The following is a 23,194-nucleotide window of genomic DNA, read 5'->3' on the forward strand; positions in this document are numbered from 1 at the left end:
ACCATGGGAGGACCGATGACGGCGACGGGCATCACGGCGACCGACAAGGCGCCGTTCACCTTAGGGCGGGCGACGGGGACGCTCGCCGAAGGTGCGGCCAAGCTGGCCGGGGAGATCGGGGCGACGGCGGTCGAGGCGGTCCTGGCCCGCGGCAACCGGGCGGCGGTCCGCAAGGGGGCGCCGGGCTTCATCGGCACCATGACCCCCAAGCCCGTCGACTGGTACGCCTTCGACCCCAAGGACGAGGACACGCCCGACTGGTACCCGCAGGGCCTGACCGGCAGCGACGACTCGGGCAGCGTGGGCGTGCCCTGTTTCGCCGTGACCTGGTACTACAAGCCCCCGGTGACGGTCGGCGAGCGGGGCGTGCGCGTCACCTTCCTCAACCCGCGCACCCTGCGCTACCAGCACTGCCTGCTCGTCGAGGCGCTGCCCGACGGCTCCTACGGGCCGATCGACATCCACGCGGGCGGCTGCGGGTGGGTCGGCGACCTGCTCTACGTCGCCGACACCACGCGCGGGCTGCGCGTCTTCGACCTCAACAACCTGCTCGACCTCCGCACGGCGCAGAACGACCTGGGCGACGCCGCGCGCGTCGGGCGCCACCTGGGCAGGTTCCACGCCTTCGGCTACCGGTACGTCATCCCGCAGACCGACTCCTGGAAGCTGGTGACCAAGCGGGCGGCGGTCTTCTCCTTCGTCGGCGTCGACCGCGGGAACGGCACGCTGGCCTCGGGGGAGTACAAGGAGGGCGAGACGACCGGCAGGGTCGCCCGCTGGCAGCTCGCCCCGTCGGGGCAGCTCGCCTCGGGGGTGCCGCTCGACGCGTACACCATGGGCGTGGAGATGGTGCAGGGCGCGGTGTCGCACAACGACACCTGGTACCTCAGCCAGGCGATGCGCCACCAGAAGAACGGCAGGCTGGTGGTCGGCAAGGCGGGCAGCCCGTCGAAGGCGCGCCCCTGGGTGATCGGGCCGGAGGACCTGACCGTCCAGGACGGGCGGTTGTGGAGCGTCACCGAGTTCCGCAACCGGCGGGCGATCTTCGGGGTCAGCCTGTGAGGTGCCTGAGCAGGACTTCGCGGTAGGCCCGGTCGAACGCGTCGTAGCGGGTGCGCAGCTCGTCGCCGGGCCAGCCGGAAGGCAGGAGGTCCTGCGGCAGCAGCGGGTCGGCCAGGAGGTGCCGCAGTACCCCGGCCGACAGCACGAAACCCTCGGCCAGGGCGCCCGGCCGTACGGGATGATCGGCGAGCGGCCTGGCCGCCCGGGCCAGGGCCTGCTCCAGGGCACGCGCCTGGTCGGCCCACCCGCCCAGATCCCACAGCAGCGCGGTCGGGTCGCCGTCGGGCCTGCCCGCCAGCAGGGTGCACTGCGCCCTGACCACCGCCGGGATCTCGCGCCGGAGGTTCGCCGGGCGCATCCAGGCGCCCTCGCGCAGCTCCCCCATGCGCAGCCGGTTCATCGTGTCGCGCAGCGCCGCCCGGTCGGCTGGCGCGCGGCGCTCGGCGGTGACGATCGCGATCTCCCACGAACCGTCCCACGGCTTGACGTGCGGCTCGCGGCTCTCGTCCTGCCTGGCCTGCCGATCGAGGAGCCGCTCCGACAGCGTGTAATGGCCGTCGGCCTGCACCAGGTCCCCCGCCGCGACCATGCGCGACAACGCCACGCGCACGGTGCCCTCGGCGATGCCGAACAGCTCGCCCAGCCTGACCAGTTGCCGCGCGGGCAGCCGCGGCGGATGGCAGCCCAGCAGCGCGCTCAGCACGGCCGACCGGGCGCTCAGTGAAGTATTACGCTCTTCCATCGCGTGTCGAGTATATGTAACACTCGCTTCATGGGACGGTATCTCGTCGAACCTTTCGACCACAGCGATCGCTACGCCACCGAGCACTACCAGGGCGCCACCGGGCGCAACTGGTGGCAGTGCGACCCCTCCCTGCAACTGCTCATGCGCCGCTACCTGGGCGACGGCTACGAGTGGGCCGCCGGGCACCTCGACCGGCTCGGGGCGCTCATCGGCGGCCTCATCGCCGAATGCGCGGAGGAGACCGACCGCAACCCGCCGCGCCTCGACAAGTACGACAAGTGGGGGCGCGACATCTCACAGGTCGTCATGCCGCCCTCCTTCGAGACCGCGCGCTCGGCCCTCATGGCCGACAACTTCACCTCGCCCGCCTTCGCCGCCGAAGCCTCCGCGCACGGCGCCGACCCGCGCGCGATGGGCGCCGCCTGGACCTACCTGCTCGACCAGGCCGACATCGGCATGGGCTGCGCCCTGGGCACCGGCGGCGACATGGTCGTCTCGCTCGCCGAGAAACACGCGCCCGCCGACGTCCGCGACCGGGTCAGGGAGATCTTCGCCAACGGCTACTACTCCGGCGAAGCGGCCCAGATGTTCACCGAGCGCACCGGCGGCTCCGACCTGGCCGCCCTGGAGGCCTCCGCCGTCGCCGACGGGGACGCCTGGTCGCTGACGGGCTTCAAGTGGTTCGCCTCCAACGCCAACGGCTCCGCCTTCGTCGTGCTCGCCCGGCTGCCCTCCGGCGACATCAAGCCCTTCCTCGTGCTCTGGGACCGCCGCGACGGCACCCGCAACGCCGTACGCATCCGCCGCCTGAAGGACAAGCTCGGCACCCGCTCGGTCGCCTCCGCCGAGGTCGAGTTCACCGGCGCCGAGGCGTTCCTGCTCGCCGGCGAGGGCTCGGGATCGGGCCTGGGCACGATGATGCAGCTCACCAACGCCTCCCGCCTCGGGGTGGCCATGATGGGCGCCGGCGCCGCACGCCGGGCTCTCGTGGAGTCGCTGTGCTACGCCTCCACCCGCGAGGCGTTCGGCAGGCGGCTGATCGACCAGCCGCTCATGCGGCGCAAGCTCGCCGAGCTCATCGTCGAGGTCGAGGCCGCCCAGGCGCTCGTCTTCGACGGCCTGTGCGGGCCCCGCCTGCGCCTCGCCCCCGCGATCATCAAGCTGCGCGCCGCCCGCCTCGGCGTCACCGCGGCCAGCGACGCCATCGAGGTGCACGGCGGCAACGGCTACATCGAGCAGTGGCCGGTGGCGCGCATCCTGCGCGACGCCCAGGTCAACCCGATCTGGGAGGGCGGCGACAACATCCTCTGCCTGGATGTACGGCGGGCGATGCTGAAGGAGAACGCCCACGAGCCGTTCCTGGAGCGCATCGAGCGGGCGGCGCCCGACGGCATCGTCCGGGAGCGCGTCGAGGACCTGCGCAAGGCGATCACCGTCTGGTCCGGCCTCGACCCCGTGACCGCCGAGGCGCGGCTGTTCCCGCTGGCTCAGTTCATGGCCGACGTGTACGCGGCGGCGCTGCTGCTGGAGCAGGCCAGGTGGGAGGAGCGGGCCGGGTACGGCACGCGCAAGGCGCTGGTGGCGCGGTTGTACGCGGAGGAGCACTTGGTTGATCATGGTCCTCTGCGCCGTCTCGACTGGCCGACGGGGGAGCTTGAGCGCTTCGACGACCTTCTCTCGGGTGCATTCATCGGCTGATGTTAGATCATCAAATCCGGCCCGGTTCCGCTGGGGCAGGGCCGGACTCTACGTCGTTTCTCCACACGCTACTGAGAGCTACGAACAGTTGAGTTGTGCCCCGATCTTGTAGCCCGTGGCCGCTTCCGGACCTCGTCGGGCAGGTGCGAATGACGGACAAGCGCGAGATTCGGACGGAATCGCTCGGCTCGCCAGACTCGCCGCGCCGATCCTGATCCCGTTCAAACACACCGACGCCGACAGCGCGGACCACCCCTACAGGGCAGGCTCTGACCGATTGGTTGAGGAACAGGGTGACAAGGCCAGGGAGGGTCTGGGGGAAGGCATGATCCCGCGCGAGGGTGGCAGGCACCTGCTCTGGCATGTTCGAGACAAACAAGGAGATGCTGATCGCCATCGCGCTCCGAAACGACCTGTGCCCGGACTTCGATCTCCTATGGCGAGCAGGCCTTGGAGAAGAACGCCGCCCGCTGGACGCCGCGGCTTAAGTCGGCGTGGTGTGGGCGTATGGCCGGGGTGTGACACGGTGGCATCTCGAGTTCGCGGACACGAACCATTCGCAGGGCGTCTCCGGATGTCCTTCGAACGGCTCACCTGAATCGCGGGACGCTGGCCCCAAAGAGCTGGCCTGTTGTCCACGGTCGGCAATCCGATCGGCCTGCTGAGCTGGCCTGGCGGACCCTTCTGGCCCGGCATGGAAAAGTGAGTGCGGTGAGGGAATGGTGATCGCTCGGGAGAACGGCGCCTTGCCTGGAGGACCTTGGCAGGTGTGGGTCAACCTGGTGCCTAGGACCACCCTCTGTTCGTTGGCCGACCCTGTACGCAGGCGGGTGATCTTGATGTGCCTTCGTGACGGCCTCGACGTCGCCCAGTGCGGGCGGCGGTGACGTCCTCGGTTCGCACGCTCGACGTGGACGGCATTCAGCGCGGCCGTTAGGACCTCGCTCTACGGATGCCGCACGAGCGGTTGGCGAAGCGGCGGAGCGCCGAAGCGGTCTCGGGGAAGGTTCGTTTCGTCCTCTGTGGATGGAGCCTCCTGGAAGGCCGACGAGGTCGACACGTGGCAAGGTGCACGGCTCGGATGGTGGCGCGCAGGCGCCAGAACCCCCCGCAAGCCAGGACGCGAACTAGTGCCAGTCGCTGGTGTCCGCACAGACGTGTCCCCGGACGTCGAGGATCTTCGCGAACTCCCGCTGCCGGTGCGCGAGTCCGTGGACCAACATGACCTCACGTGCGCGTACCTCGTCCACGATCTCCAGTAGTCCTCGCTTGTCCGCGTGTGCGGACAAGCGCATCATCTGAACGCGTGCCCGAAGCGGGAGGTCCTTCTTCAACCCCCGGTCGTTGATTGTCACCGTGGGCGCCTGAGTTTCGGAGAGCTGGAGTAGGCGTGCCCCGGCTGATTCCTCGTCCTGGTATCCCGACAGGAACAGGGCACTCCGGGGGTCGGGAAGGATCTCCTGCGCCCAGGCGATCGCAGGCCCCCCGGTCAGCATCCCCGAGGTGGTGATCACAACGCCCTGGGTGAAGACGGAGAGGTCGGCCGGCCGCTGGGCACGCCGGACCCGACCGTCGAGAATCCGCAAGGGGTTCGCGCGGTCTCGTGTGATGCGTTCGAAGGCGGCCGAGATGTCGGCGGCCATCCCGTCCACCAGGACCGGAACGTGCGGAAGGTGTTTGCTCATCAGCAGGGCGAGCTCTTGGGCCCGGCCCAACGCGAAGGCCGGAATGAGAATTCTGCCGCCCCCGGCGTGCACATCCTCGACCGCGCGGAGGAGGTCGCTGACGCGGGTCTCCCGCGACGTGTGCTCCTCGAAGCAGCACGTCGACTCCAGCATCAGCAGGTCGGGCTCGCGCGCCGACTCCGGGATGCTGTAGCCGTCGACAGTCTCCTGGCGGAAACCGGAGATGTCGCCGGTGATCACCACTCGCTGGTCACCGGCTCCGAGCACCACCCCGGCCGCGCCGAGGATATGCCCGGCCGGGAACAGTTCGACACTCAAGTCACCGATCGTCCGGGAGATGCCAACAGGTAGGTCTTCACATCGTTCCGTCGCGATCTGGACCGCGTCACTGCCGTAGAGCGCCTCGCCTTCGGAGCCCCACTGCCGGTGAAGCTCCTCACGACGGCTCATCAGCCGGGCGGAGTCGGCCCACATCCTCGGCATCAGCGCGCAGGTCTCCGGCGTGGCGATCACGCGCAGGCCAGGGAGCTTCTCCGCCAGGGCAGGCACGAATCCCGAGTGGTCGGTGTGGGCATGCGTGACCACAACGGCATCAAGGTGGCCTTCCAGCGCGATGCCGATGCGCCGTGGAGGTCCGGCGTTCTCACCGGGCCGAAGCCCGGCGTCGATGAGAATTCGGGTGCCGCCCGCCTCCACTAGCATGCAGGACCCGCCGATCTCCCGCGCCCCGCCCAGCGGACGTACGCGCAGGTGACGTTCTCGAACCTGGGCGACTGCTCGAGGTCGGGAGGGGAGCCGGGGCGCGATCAGGTTCTGGAGCGCGGTGTACAGGGCCTCCGGCGTGATACCAGCCGCAGCCGCTGCCTGCTCCCCTCTCAGGGGCGCGACCTTGTCTGCGACGGTGTTGCGCGGGTCGCGATCCTCCGATGTCTCCTCGCGCGAGGACTCCCGGTGGAGAATCCCAAGCAAGGCGGAGGCGAGGCTCCGAGGATCGGCCAGACGCCGCTGCAGCGCCGCTACCTGGGTGTCGAGCTCCTCCGAGCGCTTCTCCACCTCGGCCAGCGCGGAGGAGATTTGGGCGAGTTCGGCGACGGCGTTACGCTCACGGCCTCGCGCTGTCTCCAGGCGCGCCTGATAGTCCTTGGCCTTCTCCGCAAATCGTTTGCGCTGAGACTGCCGAGCCGCCTGTTCCCTGGTCAGGATCTCCGCCAGGCGCAGGCCCGCGACGGCCATGTCATCCTGTGGTGACAGGACGACGGTGGCCAACGCCTGCTCGTCGGCAGGCCTGCGAGAGGTGCACAAAGACGCGGAGACCCGGCTGCGCAAGGCCGGCACGGTGGCCAGCGCGTGCGAGATGACCTTGCGGTTTTGCTCGGCGAACTCGTCGGGGTCGGCGTTCGTGCCGGCTAGGCCTGGCCGGGACAGGAAGACGACGGCCGCCTCACGCAAGATGGAGGCCAGAGGTTCAGCGTTCACGCTGTCGTCCCCATCCTGCGGGTCGCGCTCAGCAGGACCTGCTCTGGCTGCATCATGCCGTCGCGCAGCACCACCAGGGCTCCCAGAATTCTGAGCACCTCCACCAGATCAGAGGCGGCGATGAATCCCTCCTGCTGAAGGTTTGCCGGGTAGAGCGGGTGCGTCGCGTCGTCCGCCCCGGTCATGGCGAGCACTTCCGCCAAGGTGTCGGGGGTGGTGACCTCGGACCACTCGACCAAGGTGGCCCAGGCGGCGGCGATGGCCTGGCCGGAGAGTACCCCGGTGGAGCGCACGAACTCCGCCGGATGTCGCTCCAGGTACGCCCGGCACCGTTCCAACGCCTGCTCGCGGTCGGAGTTTGGCCGGGCGAGCTCGTTGGTTACCCGGCTGATCAGTGAAGGCCAGCCACCAGTGATCCGCAGCAAGGTGTCCTGACTGGACTCGTCTTGGAATCCGAGCCCGGCCTCATGCATCCACTGTTTGATGCCGGGCCGGTTGAAGCGTTGAAGCTCGACCAGCTGCCCGGGGGCGGACACGCCGGGGTGAGCGGCACGGCTGGCGGTCAGCCATTCCGAAGCATGCTCGGGGGGCGTGACCAGAGCCATGGACAGCGTGCCCAGACTGGGCATCGAGATCGCTCGAGCCGCCTGACGGATCATGGCGATCACCTTCTTGTGTGGTTCGCCCGTGAGGTCCACTATCACGACGGTGTGGTCGGTGTGCTGGGCCGCGCGCTGGACGGCGCCGTCGAACGTCAAGTTGGCGCCTACCCGCAGGGTGCGTGCCTGCCGATGCCTGGTGGAGGCCTCTTCCAGGGCGGCCTCAACTCTGTCGATCTGCAGCGCCGGAGAGCCGGCGATCAGGTGAAGGACGTTCTGGGGGCTGAGCAGCCTGTTGACCTGCCCGCTGGTCAGCGGCGAACGGTCACCATTGGTCCGGTAGGCGTCCCGATAGGACTGCGCGTCGAAGGAGTCCGGCAGGTCGAAGTTCTCGGCCTGCAGGAGAACCGACTCCACCTCCTCGGCGCCGCCGAGCAGCGTCAGGATGTGCGGGGTGCGCAACCGGTAGCGCTCGCCCTCGGCCGACAGCACTCCCAAGTTCACGCACTCCTCGAGCAGGCCGCGGAAACCGTCGCTGGTAGCGTCGCCGAACCCCCGAGGCCACCAGCTCTGGCACTCGCTGCGCAGTTCTCCGGCGGTCAGACTGACGTCGGTATCCGCGGACAGGGTGTGAAACGCTACGGTGTAGGCGATCACTTTGTACCTTTTGTCAAGATTTAGAGTCCACTCGAAGCGGTCACGGAAACCCCGTGCCAGCTTCTGGTCCCGCCATACGGCGTCCACGTCCTCGCGGGTGATGTCATACGGAAGAGCCTGCGGTGGAGAGTGGCGCCGGAGCCGCGTCAGCAGGGCGTCGGCGAAGAGCTGGATGAGTGCGGGGGCGTTGTTGGCTTCGGCGATGACACGGGCCGCCAGCCGTGGTGGGAATCGGAAACCGAGCGCCGTCATCGGCCTGACCAGCAGATTGTAGGCGTCCTGAGGGTCGAGGGGGCCCACCGCGATCGGAGTACCGAGATGGGCCAGCGGCTGATTGGGCAAACTCTCGAACCGGGCGGTCTGGTGCAGGCCCGCGAAGACCACCTTGACCCTGCCATCGGTCTCGGCGCGCAGGTTCCGCAGGGCGATCACGTTGGCGAAGGAGGCGTCACGGGCGTCCTTGTTGAGGAACTCGTCCGCTTCGTCGAGGAGGATGAGGAGCTGTCGGGCCGGGTCCTGCTCGATCCATTCGCGGACCCTGTGGCAGATCTCCTTGGGCTCCGAGAGAGAGGAGGCCGCCCGAGGTAGCACCTCGGCATCCGCGAGTTTGCCCGCCAGCATCGGCCAGACAGCGGAGACGGGCGCCACCCGGCCGATGTTCTGGATGATGTCGGAGATGACCCGGCGGTTGGCGTCGGTTTCCCGGAGCTTCCTCTCGGCCTTGCGGAGTAGGGCAGACTTGCCAAGCTGGCGCCCCCCGAACACGAAAGACGAGCCGGTTCGCGCCGTCACCTCCCGCAGTTGGTCCTGGCGGCCGTAGAACATCTCCTCGGGCACCTCGCCGGTCGGCGCGTAGGGGTTGGAGGAGGTGAACGGAGCCAGCAGGCTGACGGTGGTCGCCCAGTCGGCGTGGGGCAGGCAGGCGAGGTACGCGATCGCGGCGTGGTCGAGAAAGGCCACCGCCGGGGTGGGCCTCCGCCGGGTGAGGGCGACAAGTTCGCGGCGCTCGGCGACACCCAGTACACCGAAGTAGAAGACCAGGATGGTCTGGTCCTCGGGCTGGTCCTTGAGTAGCTCGGTCACCTGCTGGGGACCCGAGGGCTTCCACACCAGGAGCAGCCTGAGCCGGTCTCCCGCCGTACTCATCCGGGAACCGAAGGCGGGAAGAAGAGGGTCGCCGATCCTTTTAACAGGGCTCAGCGTGATCCATTGCCGGTTCTGCTCCGGCGGCTGGGGGATTTGCTCTCCTTCCAGGCCGATCATGCGCAGGACCGCCGTGATGGCTGAGGTGAAGTTGCTGGCGCCCTTGGGACTCTGGGAGAGGGCGTACCAGGTACGCAGCCCATTCTCGGCCACGCCGCGACGGTTTCCCACGACCTCCCGCAGGGAGAGTCCGGTGCGGGTCAGAGCGGCGGTGAGGTCGAGGTCGCTGAGCTCGCCACCGCTCTGCAGCGCGTGCCTCAGGCGCTGGATTCCCTCGCGCGCTTCAGTGGCGTCGTGGTGCCTGCCGCGGCGGACCGACAGCTCGTCGAAGACCTGGGGAAAGGCAGGGAAGAATTGCGCCAGCCGGTCCACAACGAGGGTGGTCTCCGGGAGCGACCTGCCGGCCCTTGCCTGGGCGATGAACTCGCGTGCGGTGGTGAGATCGCCGCTCTCGATCATAGCGCGGATTCTGGGGGCGGCGTTGGCCACATCGGCGTTGCCGGCGCTGTGCCGATCTAGGGCGGCGAGCTCGGCGGCGATCTCGCGGTCCCGGACTTCGTCGGCTTGGCTTTCGACGAGGTCGAGCTCGGCGGAGACGGTTCCGAAGTCGTCACGGTCGTCGCTGTTCAGGCCACGCAGCCGGGCGGAGAATCGGGCAGCCTCCTTCTCGCCGATCACTCCGTCCCGTCGCCACTCGGCCAGGCGGTCACGTACTCCCTCTACTCGTGCGGAGCGGAGAACGCGGGCCTCCTCAACCAAGATCTCCCTTCTGCGCTGGAGCTCTGCGGCCAGGTGGGAGTCCTCTTGGGCGAGCACAGTGAGCAGCACACGGGTGCCCTCATGGTCACCCCTGCGCGCTCGCACCTCGAAGGCCGTCCGCCAGTCACGGTTACCCGGAGAGCAGAGTGCAAGCACAGCTTCCGGAGCGGGCGGACTCGCTGGTTCCAGGGAGTCCGCCCGGAATAGTACGGCCGGCGCCAGCAGCAGGTCACCGTTGAGAAGGTGCATGACAGCCGGTTCGGAACGGACCGGCCGGCGGCCGTCCAGCATGGCGAGGGCGTTCTCGACCAGCTTGCCTGCCGACTGAACGGCAGCGGCCAGAACGGGATCCCCGGTGGTGGCCAGGGCTTTGAGCTCCTCAAGGGCACGGTCCCTGTTGTCCGATACCGTCTCTCGCAGTTCGGTCAGCTGCCGGACGACCCAGGCCACACCCGCGTCGTCGGTCCGTGCGGCCTCCACCTCACTGATGGCGGTCACCCAGTCAGCCACGTGCCCCAGCGCCTTGTCGATCTTGTCGACGAGCTTAGTCCGGGCCCCGTAGTTGATACGGCTGCCGTACCTACTGGAAGCCCGGAGGCCGGTTGTCTCGTCCACTAGCCGCGCGATGCCTCCGCCGGAACGCAGCCGGGCCAAGCTCTGCGTGGCCTCCTTGGCTTGCTCCGCATCGTCCTGCGCCGCGATGCAGAGCAGCCGGTGCAGGCTGGACGTCTCGCTGGACAGCAGGAACTTCCACACGTCCGTGGCTAGCGCGAACTTGATCTTGTGGGTTGGTCCTTCCTCCAAGATCTTGGCGGCGGAGGCTGAGGCCTCCTGGCGCCTGGTCTCCGCGTGGGAGGCGTCGGACATCCAACCGGACATACCAGGCGTGAGGTAGGCGCCGGCCTGGGCGACCCGCAGGAAGCCATCGCGCAGCGCCAGAAGTCCGGGGGAGGAGGACAGCGCGGGGGAAAGGCTCTCCAGCAGTTCCGCGGCTTCGGGGGTGGGGTGGATCAGTCCGCTGCGCAGCGAGGCCGCCCACGCCAGCAACTGCCCGGCCGGGTCGTGGGCCAAGGCCTTCATGGACAGGCCCGACGCGGATTCGGCGAAGGCAGCCGACAGGCCTCCGGAGAATCTGGCCAGCTCCCCGGCGATGGCGGCGCACCGTCGAGCGTCGACTTCCGCCTGCGGCCGTCCGGTTGACGCTCGGACCCAGGCGGCCAGCCCGAATCGGCCGGCCCGAAGGGCTGCTGCTTCAGCTTCGACGGCGTCTTCCTCGAGAGATCCGGCCTCGCCCGGCTCGGCGCTTCGGTCGGCTGTCGAGGCGGGCGCCAGGCTGGACGAAACCTCGGGTGTCGCGGGAGGGGTCAAGTTGCTTGAAGCAGGGGGTGCGGTGGGCGCCGGGTCGTGTGAGGCAATATCTTCCTCGGCTTGTGCCGGGCCTGGAGGGGCATCGGGTGCTGTGGCAGGTTCCGGGCTGGGTGTGGCTTCGAGGGCCGGGACGGACGTCGACTCGGAGGCCGTGTCGCCGTGAGGGCCAGGGTGTAGGGTCTTTGCTGGCAGGGCCTGTTCGGCGCTGATCGATGTGGTGATCAGCGCGTCCAGAGCTCCGAGGCCGTCATCCGATTCCGCGGCGATCTCCTCAAGGCCGGGAGGCGGAGTTGGGGGATCGTCCGGCGGAGCGGGCTCGTATCCGTCAGAGCCGGAATCGTCGCCGGAAACTGCATCGGCGGAGGAGCCATCAGAAGCAGAGGCCGGAAGCGCCTCCGGTACACGGAGGTAATGCAGATTGGGCAACAGGGGAAGCCATGAGGTCGGCGCTTCGGAGCAGAAACGCTGAATCAGCGCGCCGCTTCCCTGGCCGGAGGAGGGATCAGCCGACAGACGGATCAACTCCGCCAGCACACCGATGATCGGCGAGTCCGCCGCGGCGTATTCGCGGACCTCACGAAGCACGGGCTCCAGGGGTGCAGGGCCCTGAAGGCTCACCAGCGCCCGTTGGAAGGCATCCCTGGAAGCGGAGACTTCCAGCTCAGTGATCACCTGGTCGAGGGCGTCGAGCGTGTCGTCGGCCAGCGCCGTGTCGTGCTCATTCTCCACTTTCTCCCGTAGCAGGTCGAATGAGTCGCCGCACCGGCGCATCAGGTCGAGGTCGGCGACCTGGGGGCGGCGTCCACCCGACAGTGCCCGACGGGCGCTGTCGGCGGCCTCGGCGGCGGCCTGGAAGGTTCGCTGCAGTGTGTCAAGCTCCATCCTGAGCGGCGCTGCCCGAGGGGGGCGAGGGGGCACCACCGCTTCCGGCTCCGAACCGGCGGCTGGCGGGATCAGGGGTTGCATATCGCGTAGTTCTCCGATGGACAAGGGCATCTGGGGAAGCTCTGGGTGGGTTCGTCGCAGGTGTCCCCAGGCCGGGGCCACTGCCGTCCCCATCGGGCCGGTGGTTCCGGCCATCAGCGCGAGGGCCAGGCCAGCCAGTGGCATGTCCTTTCGATAGACATTGGCGAGGACCAGCATGATCAGGGATGTGGGTGTCGTGCGGCAGGCCCGGAGGGCCTCGGCGATGTGCGGGGCCCGGGCCAGCACCACAGGTGCTGTGTGGGCGTCGAGCAGGGCGATGCAGTCTTCTTTGGTGAGGCCGTCGTGGTTGGCGAAGGCAAAGGCGACTGTCTGCGTCAGCGCGTCGACAAGGGACGTCCGCCGCCTGCGGTCGCTACCACGGAGCACCCCGGCCAGCGCTTGCGCGGTTGCCCGGCTGAACCGGCGCAGATCGGGGCCAGCATGGCGAAGAATCACCTGTCTGAACTCGGGGTGACACGCACGAAGCACCATCAAATCGTCAGCGCACACCCGACTGGCGGCCTCGGCGACCAGGAGCTCCGCTTCATGATGGGCCTGGAGATGAGTCATTGCCCCGAACACAGAGGACGCGGAATGGCTGTGTGTCACAACTTGTGCCCTTTCCGTGATCAACGAGCGGCGCAAGGAGCCTGGGATAGTTGATCGTGTGTGGAGCCGGATTTGTTTCACCTCGGTACCGCAACCGGTGAGACGTCAGTGTCTGGCCGGGTCCGTGACCGCCGAGGCGCGGCTGTTCCCGCTGGCCCAGTTCATGGCCGACGTGTACGCGGCGGCGCTGCTGCTGGAGCAGGCCAGGTGGGAGGAGCGGGCCGGGTACGGCACGCGCAAGGCGCTGGTGGCGCGGTTGTACGCGGAGGAGCACCTGGTGGAGCGGGGGCCGCTGCGCGGGATCGACCGGGCCGCGGAGGCGCTCGACCACTTCGACGAGCTGGTGGGGGGCGCGTTCGCGGGGTGACTAGGGGTTGTCTGGTGCGGGTTTCGGCTTTTTACGATGGCATGAGCTGATATCTCCGCAAGCGGTGTCGGGTGCGATTTCTCTGAATGCGGCCCCGCCAGACCATCCCCCAGGAGACTCCATGTCCGCAGACCTGCACGTCGATGCCGGCCCACTGGTGACGCTCGACGACGACCCCGCCTTCCGCCTCCATCGCGGTGGCAAGCTCGAGACCCGCGCGTCCGTCCCCGTCCGCGACACCGCCGACCTGTCCCTGGCCTACACCCCCGGCGTGGCCAGGGTCTGCACCGCGATCGCCGAGCGGCCCGAGCTCGTCCACGACTACACCTGGGTGCCGAACGTGGTGGCCGTGGTCACCGACGGCACCGCCGTCCTGGGCCTGGGCGACATCGGCCCGTCGGCCGCCATGCCCGTCATGGAGGGCAAGTCGCTGCTGTTCAAGGAGTTCGGCGGCGTCGACTCCGTGCCGATCTGCCTGGACTGCACCGGTGTCGAGGAGATCGTCGAAACGGTCGTACGGCTCGCGCCGTCCTTCGGCGGCATCAACCTGGAGGACATCAGCGCCCCCCGCTGCTTCGAGATCGAGGAGCGGCTGCGCGGCCTGCTCGACATCCCGGTCTTCCACGACGACCAGCACGGCACCGCCATCGTCGTGCTCGCGGCCCTGCGCAACGCGGCCAGGCTCAAGGGCAGGCCGCTGGGCGAGCTGCGCGTGGTGGTCGCCGGCGCGGGAGCGTCGGGGATCGCCGTCAGCCGCATGCTGATCAACGCGGGCGCCGTCGACGTGACCGTGTGCGACAGCAAGGGGATCGTCCACACCGGACGGACCGACCTCAACCCCTACAAGGCTCAGCTGGCCGAGGTCACCAACCGCCGAGGCCACACCGGGCCCATCGAGAACACCCTGGCCGGCGCCGACGTGTTCATCGGCCTGTCCGGCGCGACCGTCTCGGAGGAGGCGATCGCCTCGATGGCCGGGGACGCCATCGTGTTCGCGCTGTCCAACCCGACGCCGGAGATCCACCCTGATGTCGCGCGGTGCCACGCTCTCGTCGTCGCCACCGGGCGCAGCGACTTCCCCAACCAGATCAACAACGTGCTGGCCTTCCCCGGGCTGTTCCGCGGCGCGCTCGCCGCGCGGGCGTCGGCCATCACCGAGGGGATGAAGATCGCCGCCGCCGACGCGCTGGCCGCCGTGGTCGGGCAGGACCTGTCGGCGGACTACATCATCCCGGGGCCGTTCGACCCGCGTGTCGTTCCCGCCGTCTCCGCCGCCGTCGCCGACCAGGCCCGGATCGACGGGGTGGCCCGCTTCCCCTGCACGGAGGAGCCGCGCCCATGACCGCCCGCAGGGCCGAGGCAGGGCTCTGGACGGTCGGGTAGAGGTCCACGGTCGAGCCGCCCGTGGTGGTGTCGTTCAGGATGGTGATCTTGTTGCCGGGGCGTCAGGAGGCGAAAAACGGGATGCGCATCGACCTGGTGATTCGTCACCCTTGACCCCATGCAGGCAACCGTCACCGTGACCCCGGCGCAGCTGCCCGGCGTGCTCCTCCACGTCGCGGTGGTGCGTCCGGTGTTCCTGTGGGGCGCGCCCGGCATCGGCAAGAGCTCGCTGGTGCGCGACTTCGCCGCCTCGCTCGGCCTGGAGTGCGTCACCCTGCTCGGCACGCAGCTGGCCCCCGAGGACCTCATCGGCGTGCCCGAGCTGATCGACGGGCGCAGCAGGTTCGCCCCGCCCGAGTCGATCGCCCGCGCCGAGCCGTACTGCCTGTTCCTCGACGAGCTCAACGCCTCGGCCCCCGAGGTGCAGAAGGCCTTCTACTCGCTGATCCTCGACCGCCGCATCGGCACCTACGAGCTGCCCGAGGGGTCGGTCGTGATCGGCGCGGGCAACCGCGCGACCGACAACGCGCTGGCCAGGCCCATGGCCTCGGCGCTGGTCAACCGCCTGGTCCACGTGCACCTGCGCGCCTCGGCCAGTGACTGGCTGACCTGGGCCGTCGACAACGGCATCCACCCGTGGATCGTGGAGTACCTGGTGCAGCGCCCCGATCACCTGTGGAGCGCGCCGCCCAAGACCGAGGAGCCCTTCTCCTCGCCCCGCGCCTGGCACATGCTCTCCGACGTCATGCACTCCTACGGCGAGGGCATCGACGACGACACCCTGGCCATGCTGGCGTTCGGCACGCTCACCACGGGCCACGCCTCGGCCTTCCGCGCCTACGTCAAGACCGTGCGGCACGCCTACGACCTCGACGCCGTCCTCAAGGGCGAGGCGCCCTGGCCGCGCCGTCCCGAGGACCGCGACCTGCTCTACTTCCTGGCCGAGACGCTGCGTGCCCGCCTGATGAAGGAGTTGCCCGCCGACAAGCGCGGCGGTTCGCAGCGCGGCCGCGACCTGGCCTTCCGCGCCAAGACGCTGCTGGTGGAGCTGGCGGAGATCTCGCTGGAGTGCGCGCAGCTGGTCATCAGGAACGACGACAACGGCGCTCCCGCGCTGCCCACCTGGTTCCTGGTCGAGGTCGGCCGCGACCTGCCCCGCCTGATCGAGGCCAGGTCGTCGTGAGCAGAGCCCTTGCGCGAATCGTCGTGAGCAGAGTCGTCCTGAGCGGGCCGTCGTGAGCAGGGGCAAGGCCAAGGTCGATCCCTGGCAGGCCGAACTGCGCAAGGGCTGGGGCATGGTCACCGCGCACCCCCTGCTGTCGGCCGTTCGCGCCTGCCTGGGGCCCGCCGCCGACGGCGAGCTCGACAAGGACACCTGGGCGGTCGTCGAGGCCGACGGCGACGTCAAGTACCACCCCAGGCGCAGGGCCGAGGCCGAGGAGTGGGCGTGGGTCTTCGCCCACCTCCTGCTCCATCTCGGGTTCGGTCACGCCGACCCGCGCACCTGCCTGCCGAACGACCTGGGTCCCGACCCCGCCTACCGGGCCGCCTGCTGCGTGGCGGTCGACCGGTTCCTGCGCACGCTCAAGCTGGGCCGCTGCCCCGCGCCACTGCCGGTCGAGCTGCCGCCGGAGGACGAGACCACGCTGTCGGAGCGCTGGCGCCGCCTCGGCCTGCCCGCCGAGTTCGCCCCGATCGGCCTTCCGGACTTCGCGATCGGCGACGAGAAGAGCGCGAAGTACCGCGACTACCAGAGTGCCTTCGCCCGCGGGGTGGCCAGGGCCGCGACGGCCGCGCTCGACAAGGCGGGCACGCCGCGCGTGTCCGCGGAAGGCCATGTGGACGGTCCGTGGGATCTGGCGCTGCGCTGGTTCGTCTCCTCCTACCCGCTGCTCGGCGCGCTGGCCGCGGGCATGACGCTGGTGGCCGACGTCGAGCTGGCGCGCGGCTGGGACATCTCCGTCGCCGCGGTCAACGCCGAGGCCGCAGAGATCTACGTCAACCCGCTGATCCGCCTGTCGATGGAGGAGTGGCGGTTCGTCCTGGCGCACGAGATGCTGCACGCCGCGCTGCGGCACGGCGAGCGGGTGGGCGGGCGCGACCCGTACTACTGGAACATCGCCTGCGACTACGTGATCAACGGCTGGCTCGTCGAGATGGGCGTGGGGGAGATGCCCGAGGGGCTGCTGCACGACAGGACCCTGGCGGCCCAGTCGGCCGAGGCCGTCTACGACCTGATCACCGTGGACCTGAGGCGGCTGCGCAAGCTCGCCACGCTGCGCGGGCGCGGCCTGGGCGACGTGCTGGGCCACCCGCTGCCGCACACCGGGGCGCCGGGGCGATACGTCGACCTGGACGAGTTCTACCGCCGGGCCCTGGGCACGGGCCTGTCCTACCACCACTCCAGCGGCAGAGGGCTGCTGCCGTCGGGGCTGGAGCAGGAGATCCGCGCCCTGGACCAGCCGCCGCTGCCGTGGGACGCGCGGCTGGCGCGCTGGTTCGACGAGCACGTGCCCTCGCCGGAGCGCCGCCGCTCCTACGCGCGCGCTTCGCGCCGGCAGTCGTCCACGCCCGGCATCCCGCGCCCCGGCTGGGTGCGCCCGGAGGAGCTCGTGCGCCAGGCCACCTTCGGCGTGGTGCTCGACACCTCCGGCTCCATGAACGCCCGGCTCCTGGGCAAGGCGCTGGGCGCCATAGCCTCCTACGCCGTCGCCCGCGACGTGCCGCGTGCGCGCGTGGTCTTCTGCGACGCGGCCGCCTACGACGCGGGGTACCTTCCGGTCGAGGAGATCGCCTCGAAGGTGCGGGTGCGCGGCAGGGGAGGCACGGTCCTGCAGCCGGGTGTCCACCTGCTGGAGCATGCCGACGACTTCCCCGCGGCGGGCCCCATCCTGGTCATCACCGACGGGGAGTGCGACGTGCTGAGGATCAGGCGCGAGCACGCCTTCCTCGTCCCCGAGGGGGCGAGGCTGCCCTTCCGGGCGGTGGGACCGGTCTTTCACATGAGGTAGTGGTATACCACTATTTATGCGGATTCTCCTGAAGGCCTCCTTCGTCGTCGGACACGACGGCGACGACCACGTCATCCACCGCGACGGCTGCGTCGTCCTGGAGGGTGACGAGGTCGTCCACGCCGGCGGGCCGTACGACGGCGAGGCCGACGAGGTGATCGACGCCGGGCACGCCCTGATCGGTCCCGGTTTCATCGATCTGGACGCGCTGGCCGACATCGACCACGCCATCCTCGACACCTGGCACGCCGACTCCAGCGGCCTGGCCTGGTCCGACGACTACGCCCTGCACCGCAGGCAGGCCGTCTTCCCGCTGGAGGACACGCTGTTCATGCGCGAATACGCGCTGACCCAGCTGATCCGCAACGGCATCACCACCGCGATGCCGATCGCCGCCGAGACCCACAGCGCCTGGGCGGAGTCCTACGAGGAGTTCGCCGGCGTCGCCGAGATCGCCGGGCGGCTGGGCCTGCGCATGTACCTGGGCCCCAGCTACCGCTCCGGCGTGCCGGTGACCGGCGGGCGCGTGCTCTGGGAACCGGCCAACGGCGAACGCGGCCTGGCCGACGCGGTGCGCTTCGTCAAGGACTTCGACGGCGCCTACGGCGGGCGGCTGCGCGGCGCGCTGCTGCCCTGCCGGATCGAGACGCTGACCCCCGAACTCCTGCGCGCCACCGCCGAGGCCGCCGAGGAACTCGACTGCCTGGTGCGCCTGCACTGCATGCAGAGCCCCAGGGAGGCCGGGCTGCTCGGCAGGCAGCCCGTCGACGCGCTGGAGGACAGCGGCCTGCTGAACCACCGGCTGATCGTGCCGCACGCCCGCTACATCGAACCGAGCGACGTGCCCAGGCTCGCCGCGATCGCCGGGATCGCGCACTGCCCGCTGACCTCGGTCAGGTACGGCGACGCGCTGCACGACTTCGACTCCTACCGGGCCGCGGGCGTCAACGTGGCGCTGGGCACCGACTCCTTCCCGCCCGACATGATCCGCAACATGGACTACGGCAACAACCTGGCCAAGCTCGTCACCGGACGACTCGACGCCGGGGCGGCGGCCGACTACTACCGGGCGGCCACCCTCGGCGGCGCCAGGGCGCTGGGCCGCGACGACCTCGGCAGGCTGGCCCCCGGCGCCAAGGCCGACCTGATCGTCGTGGACCTGTCGGGGCCCCGCACAGGACCGGTCGACGACCCCATCCGCACCCTGCTGATGAACTGCTCGGGCGCGGACGTGACGACGGTCGTGATCGACGGCCGCGTGGTCATGCGCGACCGGGTCATCCCCGGCGCCGAGGACCTGCGCGAGCGGGCCCAGGCCTACTTCGACCGCATGAAGGCCGCCTACTCCACGCGCGACCACCTGCGCAGGGACCCGGACACGCTCTTCCCGCCGTCGTTCAGGACGAGTACTGCTTGACCAGCCGCTCGTAACGCTCCTGCGGCCAGGGGCGGCCGGGATCGCCCATGACCGCGGCGAACAGCAGCTCCTGCCCGACCTGGCCCCCGGACAGCAGAGCGGGCACCAGCGACGCGAGCGAGGCGGGCACGGTCTGGACCCGCTCGACGCGCACGCCCAGCTCGGGATCGGAGACGATCTCCCAGCGCACGGTCCCGGCGGGCAGGCCGTCGTGCGACAGGGCGCAGACCAGCAGGCGCGGCTCGTCGCGCTCCAGGACCTCGCCTGGCGCCTGCCCTACGACCTGGGCCCAGATCCGCTCGGCGGAGCGCCACACCATGTCGTGGGCGAAGGCCAGCTCGAAACCGTCGCCGGTGCGGGTGACCGTGCCCTCGGCCAGCCCGAACGCCTCGATGTAGTGCTCCATCGGCCCGAGCGGGTCGCGCTCCTCCGGTGCGTCGCGGCCGTCGAGGCGGGCGAGCATCGCGGCCAGGCAGGTGTCCCAGCCCGCCGCCGTACGGCCCGCGCCGAGCCTGCCGGTGGCGCCCCCGCCCAGCGTGTGGGTGAAGACCAGCAGGCAGCCCTCGCCCTCGGGGATCAGCTCGATGCGCAGCACGTCGTGTCCCCAGCGGAACATGTAGACCTTGGGCGGGTCGACCTCCATCACCTCGCCGTGGGTGACCTCGTCGTCGCCGGGGAAGCTGAAACGCATGGCGGCGCCGGGCCGCTGCTCGGCCTCGACGGAGGCGGGGAACCAGTGGGCCATCTCGGTCGGATCGGTCACCGCCCGCCACACCTTGGCGGGCGGATGGGCCAGCCGGCGCTCCAGGCGCAGCACCGGATCGCCGTTGACGGTGTGCAGGGTCGCTTCCATGGTCAACTCCTGTCCAGGTGGTGTTCGAGCGCGTCGAGGCTCGACGACCACAACTGCCGGTACGGCTCCAGCCACCGGTCGATCTCTGCCAGCGGCTCGGGACGCAGCCGGTACCAGCGCCGTTGCGCGTCGTGGCGCACCTCGACCAGCCCTGCCTCGCGCAGCGCCTTCAGGTGCTTGGAGACGGTCGGCTGGGCGAGCGAGAGGCTGTCGGCCAGCTCGCCGACCAGCCGCTCGCGGCCGCGCAGCAGGTCGAGGATCTCCCTGCGGCGCGGTTCCGCCAGCACCTCGAACGTAGATGCCATATGGGCAATATAGCCGATGTGGCATATAGAAGCCAAGCCGCCCGCCGTCGCCGGGCGGCTCACGGACCCGTCAGCGAGCCGCGGCGCGGCCCGCCTGGCGTCCGGAGAACAGGCACCCGCCCAGGAAGGTGCCCTCCAGCGCGTTGTAGCCGTGCACCCCGCCGCCGCCGAACCCGGCGACCTCCCCCGCCGCGAACAGCCCGTCGATCGCCCGGCCCGACGCGTCGAGCACCCTGGAGTCGAGATCGGTCTGGATGCCCCCGAGCGACTTGCGGGTCAGCACCCGAAGCTGCACGCCGATCAGCGGTCCCGCCTCGGGATCCAGGATCCGGTGCGGCGTGGCCGTACGCCCCAGCTTGTCGCCGAGGTAACGCCGCGAGTTGTGGATGCCCTGGACCTGGGAGTCCTTGCTGAAGGGGTTGGCGATCTGCAGGTCGCGCGCCACGATCTGCCGCCGCAGGTGCTCGGCGTCGAGCAGCGGCGTGTCGGTGAGCTTGTTCATGCCCTCGACCAGCTCCTCCAGCGTGGCGGCCACCACGAAGTCGGCGCCGCGCCGCTTGAAGGCCTCCACCGGAGCGGGGGCGCCCTTGCCCAGCAGGCGTGAGCGCAGGAACGCCTGGCGGTCCTTGGAGGTGATGTCGGGGTTCTGCTCCGAGCCCGACAGGGCGAACTCCTTGGCGATGATGCGCTCGGTGAGCACGAACCACGAGTGGTCGTGGCCGGTGGTGCGCAGGTGGCGCAGCGTCCCGAGGGTGTCGTAGCCGGGCAGGCACGGGTCGGGCAGGCGGTTGCCGAGCGCGTCGAACCACATCGACGAGGGTCCTGGCAGGATGCGGATGCCGTGGCCGGGCCAGATCGGATCCCAGTTGCGCAGGCCCTCGGTGTAGTGCCACATGCGGTCGCGGTTGACCAGGCGGGCTCCGGCCTCGGCGGCGATGTCGAGCATGCGGCCGTCGACGTAGGCGGGCACGCCGGTGATCATGTCGTCCGGGGGAGTGCCCAGCCGGGAGGGCCAGTAGGCGCGCACCAGATCGTGGTTGGCGCCGATGCCGCCCGTGGTCACGATGACCGCCGGGGCCTCCAGGGTGAACTCGCCGGCGGGCTCGCGGCTGGTGGCCACCCCGCGCGGCGCGTGGTCCTCGGCCAGCACGGTGCCGCGCACGCCCTGGATCGCTCCACCGCTGACGATCAGCTCGTCGACGCGGTGACGGTGGTGGAAGGTCACCAGCTCGCCGAAGCGCAGGAACGGCTCCAGCACGCCGGGTCCGGTGCCCCAGGTGACGTGGAAACGCGGCACCGAGTTGCCGTGCCCGTCGGCCCGCAGGTCGCCGCGCTCGGCCCAGCCCACCGTCGGCAGCCAGCGCAGGCCCAGGCCCTGCAGCCAGGAGCGTTTCTCCCCGGCGGCGAACTCGACGTAGGCGCGTGCCCACCGCACCGCCCAGGAGTCCTCGTCGTCGAGCCGGTCGAACCCGGCGCTGCCCTGCCAGTCGTTCCAGGCCAGCTCGACGGAGTCCTTCACGCCCATGCGGCGCTGCTCGGGCGAGCCGACGAAGAACAGCCCGCCGAAGGACCAGTGGGCCTGCCCGCCCAGGTTGGCGGGGCCCTCCTGGTCGACGAGGGCGACGCGCTTGCCGCGCCGGGTGAGTTCGTGGGTCGCCACCAGGCCGGCCAGGCCGGCCCCGACGACTATGACGTCCGCGTGCACAAATGCGCACGTTACACGCTTGGTGGCCAGATCCCCACGTGCAACAGCCGGTGGGCGTAGAAGTAGGCCACCAGCTGGCTGCGGTTGCTGCAGGCGAACTGCTCCAGCAGCTTGCTGATCCGCTCCGCCACCGTGTACCTGCTCAGATGCAGCTCCCTGGCGATCCGCGTGGTGGTGTAGCCCCTGGCCAGCATGACGATCAAGAGGAAGTCCCGCTCGTTGAGCTCGTGATCCATCTGCAGCCCTACTCCCCTCCACGGAAGGTTCTCAGTGCCAGGAAGCCCGTCAGGTCGAGCGCGGACGACCGGTCGTGCAGGTCGCGGAGCATGGACGCGGCGGCGAGGGAGACGCTCTCGCATCCGGCCCTGGCCTCGAACCAGCGCCAGTCACCGTCGGCGTTGGCCTCCAGGAAGACCGGGCCCGCCCTGGTGAGCAGGAAGTCGAAGGCGGCGTAGCGCAGCCCCCAGTCCGCGGCGAGCACGCGGGCGGCCGTGGCGACGTCCGGGGGGACGTGCGCGGGGCGCACCGTCACGGACGCCTCGTCGCGCCAGATCGCCTCGGGCGCGGACTTGCCGACGAGGAAGGCCCGCAGTTCCCCGCCGAGGTGGTAGACCCTGAGCTCCTCCTCGTGTTCGACGTATTCCTGCACGATCACCGGCCGGTCGGCGGGCATCAGGTCGCCGGGGGCCGCGATGCGGGGGAAGGCCGCCTCCAGCACGCCGGGCGAGACCTCGGCGAAGTGCTCGCCGAGCGCCTTGACCACCACCCGGCCGCACCCCAGTTCCCGCGCCGCGCCGGGGGGATCGGTGGTGACGATCGTGCTCGGCACCCGTACGCCCCGCCGTACGGCCCCGGCCAGCTGGGCCAGCCGTCCCGGAGCTCCGCCCGGCAGGTGGACGGCGGGCAGCTGGCCGATCCACGCGCACCAGGATTCCCCTCCCACGGGGATCGCCTCAGGGGTGAAGTGGCGCACCCACACCACCGTGGGCACGATGACGCGCCCGTCGACGTCGATCACGTCGCCGGGCACCCGGCCCGACACCCGCGACGCGCCGGCCGAGCCCGCGTCGATGCGCACGCTCGGCACGCCCACCACGCGCAGCGCGCGCTGGAGCACGGCGAACTCCGAGAAGCCCGCCCGGTCGGCCAGGACGACGCAGGGTAACGCAACCGTGTCACGGACCCCCTGGGGCAGGGACCAGCTGACGCCGGGAGGACCGGCGGGCAGGTACACGGTGTACGGAGAGCTGCTCAAGCGCCGACCTCATCCATGTGCCGATGGTCATCGTCGCGGACCGGACAGACAATCGCTTCTCTGTCATTCGG

General features: G+C 70.1%; 15 protein-coding genes. 7 read left to right on the top strand and 8 right to left on the bottom strand.

Features of this window, described 5'->3' with window-relative positions:
• Positions 1–15 precede the first annotated feature (15 nt).
• Complete coding sequence (locus HNR30_RS31175; protein ID WP_181613616.1) at positions 16–1,062, top strand: hypothetical protein; 1,047 nt, start codon at positions 16–18, stop codon at positions 1,060–1,062.
• On the opposite strand, the gene HNR30_RS31180 is transcribed toward HNR30_RS31175, so the two are convergent.
• Complete coding sequence (locus tag HNR30_RS31180; protein ID WP_181613617.1) at positions 1,052–1,804, bottom strand: PaaX family transcriptional regulator C-terminal domain-containing protein; 753 nt, start codon at positions 1,802–1,804, stop codon at positions 1,052–1,054. The genes HNR30_RS31175 and HNR30_RS31180 overlap by 11 nt on opposite strands.
• 30 nt (positions 1,805–1,834) lie before the next feature.
• On the opposite strand from HNR30_RS31180, the gene HNR30_RS31185 reads away from it, so the two are divergent.
• Positions 1,835–3,505, top strand: a complete 1,671-nt coding sequence (locus tag HNR30_RS31185; RefSeq protein ID WP_181613618.1) for an acyl-CoA dehydrogenase family protein — start codon at positions 1,835–1,837, stop codon at positions 3,503–3,505.
• A gap of 1,127 nt (positions 3,506–4,632) precedes the next feature.
• On the opposite strand, the gene HNR30_RS50370 is transcribed toward HNR30_RS31185, so the two are convergent.
• Entirely contained in the window at positions 4,633–6,666 is a 2,034-nt protein-coding gene (locus HNR30_RS50370) for an MBL fold metallo-hydrolase (RefSeq protein ID WP_181613619.1), read from the bottom strand.
• Positions 6,663–12,788: an nSTAND1 domain-containing NTPase gene (locus HNR30_RS31195; RefSeq protein WP_181613620.1), complete on the bottom strand. Its 6,126-nt coding sequence runs from the start codon at positions 12,786–12,788 to the stop codon at positions 6,663–6,665. Before HNR30_RS31195 ends, HNR30_RS50370 begins: the two co-directional genes overlap by 4 nt.
• Positions 12,789–12,924: 136 nt before the next feature.
• Between HNR30_RS31195 and HNR30_RS31200 the strand changes: the two genes are divergently transcribed.
• The 5 genes from HNR30_RS31200 (at position 12,925) to HNR30_RS31220 (ending at position 19,005) form a co-directional block, all read left to right on the top strand.
• Positions 12,925–13,194, top strand: coding sequence for a hypothetical protein (locus HNR30_RS31200; RefSeq protein WP_181613621.1), 270 nt, complete (start codon positions 12,925–12,927; stop codon positions 13,192–13,194).
• A 121-nt stretch (positions 13,195–13,315) separates the two neighbouring features.
• A complete protein-coding gene (locus tag HNR30_RS31205) occupies positions 13,316–14,536 on the top strand; it encodes an NAD(P)-dependent malic enzyme (RefSeq protein ID WP_181613622.1) in 1,221 nt (406 codons plus the stop codon).
• Between the two features lie 159 nt (positions 14,537–14,695).
• Complete coding sequence (locus tag HNR30_RS31210; RefSeq protein ID WP_181613623.1) at positions 14,696–15,760, top strand: AAA family ATPase; 1,065 nt, start codon at positions 14,696–14,698, stop codon at positions 15,758–15,760.
• 52 nt (positions 15,761–15,812) lie between these two features.
• Positions 15,813–17,588: a vWA domain-containing protein gene (locus HNR30_RS31215; protein ID WP_312894765.1), complete on the top strand. Its 1,776-nt coding sequence runs from the start codon at positions 15,813–15,815 to the stop codon at positions 17,586–17,588.
• Between the two features lie 16 nt (positions 17,589–17,604).
• Entirely contained in the window at positions 17,605–19,005 is a 1,401-nt protein-coding gene (locus HNR30_RS31220; RefSeq protein ID WP_181613624.1) for a chlorohydrolase family protein, read from the top strand.
• Here HNR30_RS31220 and HNR30_RS31225 read toward each other — a convergent pair.
• The 5 genes from HNR30_RS31225 to HNR30_RS31245 all read right to left on the bottom strand — a co-directional run bounded on the left by HNR30_RS31225 (position 18,986) and on the right by HNR30_RS31245 (position 23,123).
• Complete coding sequence (locus HNR30_RS31225; protein WP_181613625.1) at positions 18,986–19,858, bottom strand: SRPBCC family protein; 873 nt, start codon at positions 19,856–19,858, stop codon at positions 18,986–18,988. The two genes, HNR30_RS31220 and HNR30_RS31225, sit on opposite strands and share 20 nt — an antisense overlap.
• Before the next feature lie 2 nt (positions 19,859–19,860).
• Positions 19,861–20,163: an ArsR/SmtB family transcription factor gene (locus HNR30_RS31230; protein ID WP_181613626.1), complete on the bottom strand. Its 303-nt coding sequence runs from the start codon at positions 20,161–20,163 to the stop codon at positions 19,861–19,863.
• A gap of 70 nt (positions 20,164–20,233) precedes the next feature.
• Entirely contained in the window at positions 20,234–21,868 is a 1,635-nt protein-coding gene (locus tag HNR30_RS31235) for an FAD-binding dehydrogenase (protein WP_181613627.1), read from the bottom strand.
• Between the two features lie 11 nt (positions 21,869–21,879).
• Complete coding sequence (locus HNR30_RS48380) at positions 21,880–22,104, bottom strand: LuxR C-terminal-related transcriptional regulator (protein WP_181613628.1); 225 nt, start codon at positions 22,102–22,104, stop codon at positions 21,880–21,882.
• Between the two features lie 8 nt (positions 22,105–22,112).
• Positions 22,113–23,123, bottom strand: coding sequence for an ATP-grasp domain-containing protein (locus HNR30_RS31245; RefSeq protein WP_181613629.1), 1,011 nt, complete (start codon positions 23,121–23,123; stop codon positions 22,113–22,115).
• Positions 23,124–23,194: the final 71 nt, after the last annotated feature.

Origin of the sequence: Nonomuraea soli (assembly GCF_013761175.1) — a bacterium.
GTDB lineage: Bacteria > Actinomycetota > Actinomycetes > Streptosporangiales > Streptosporangiaceae > Nonomuraea > Nonomuraea soli.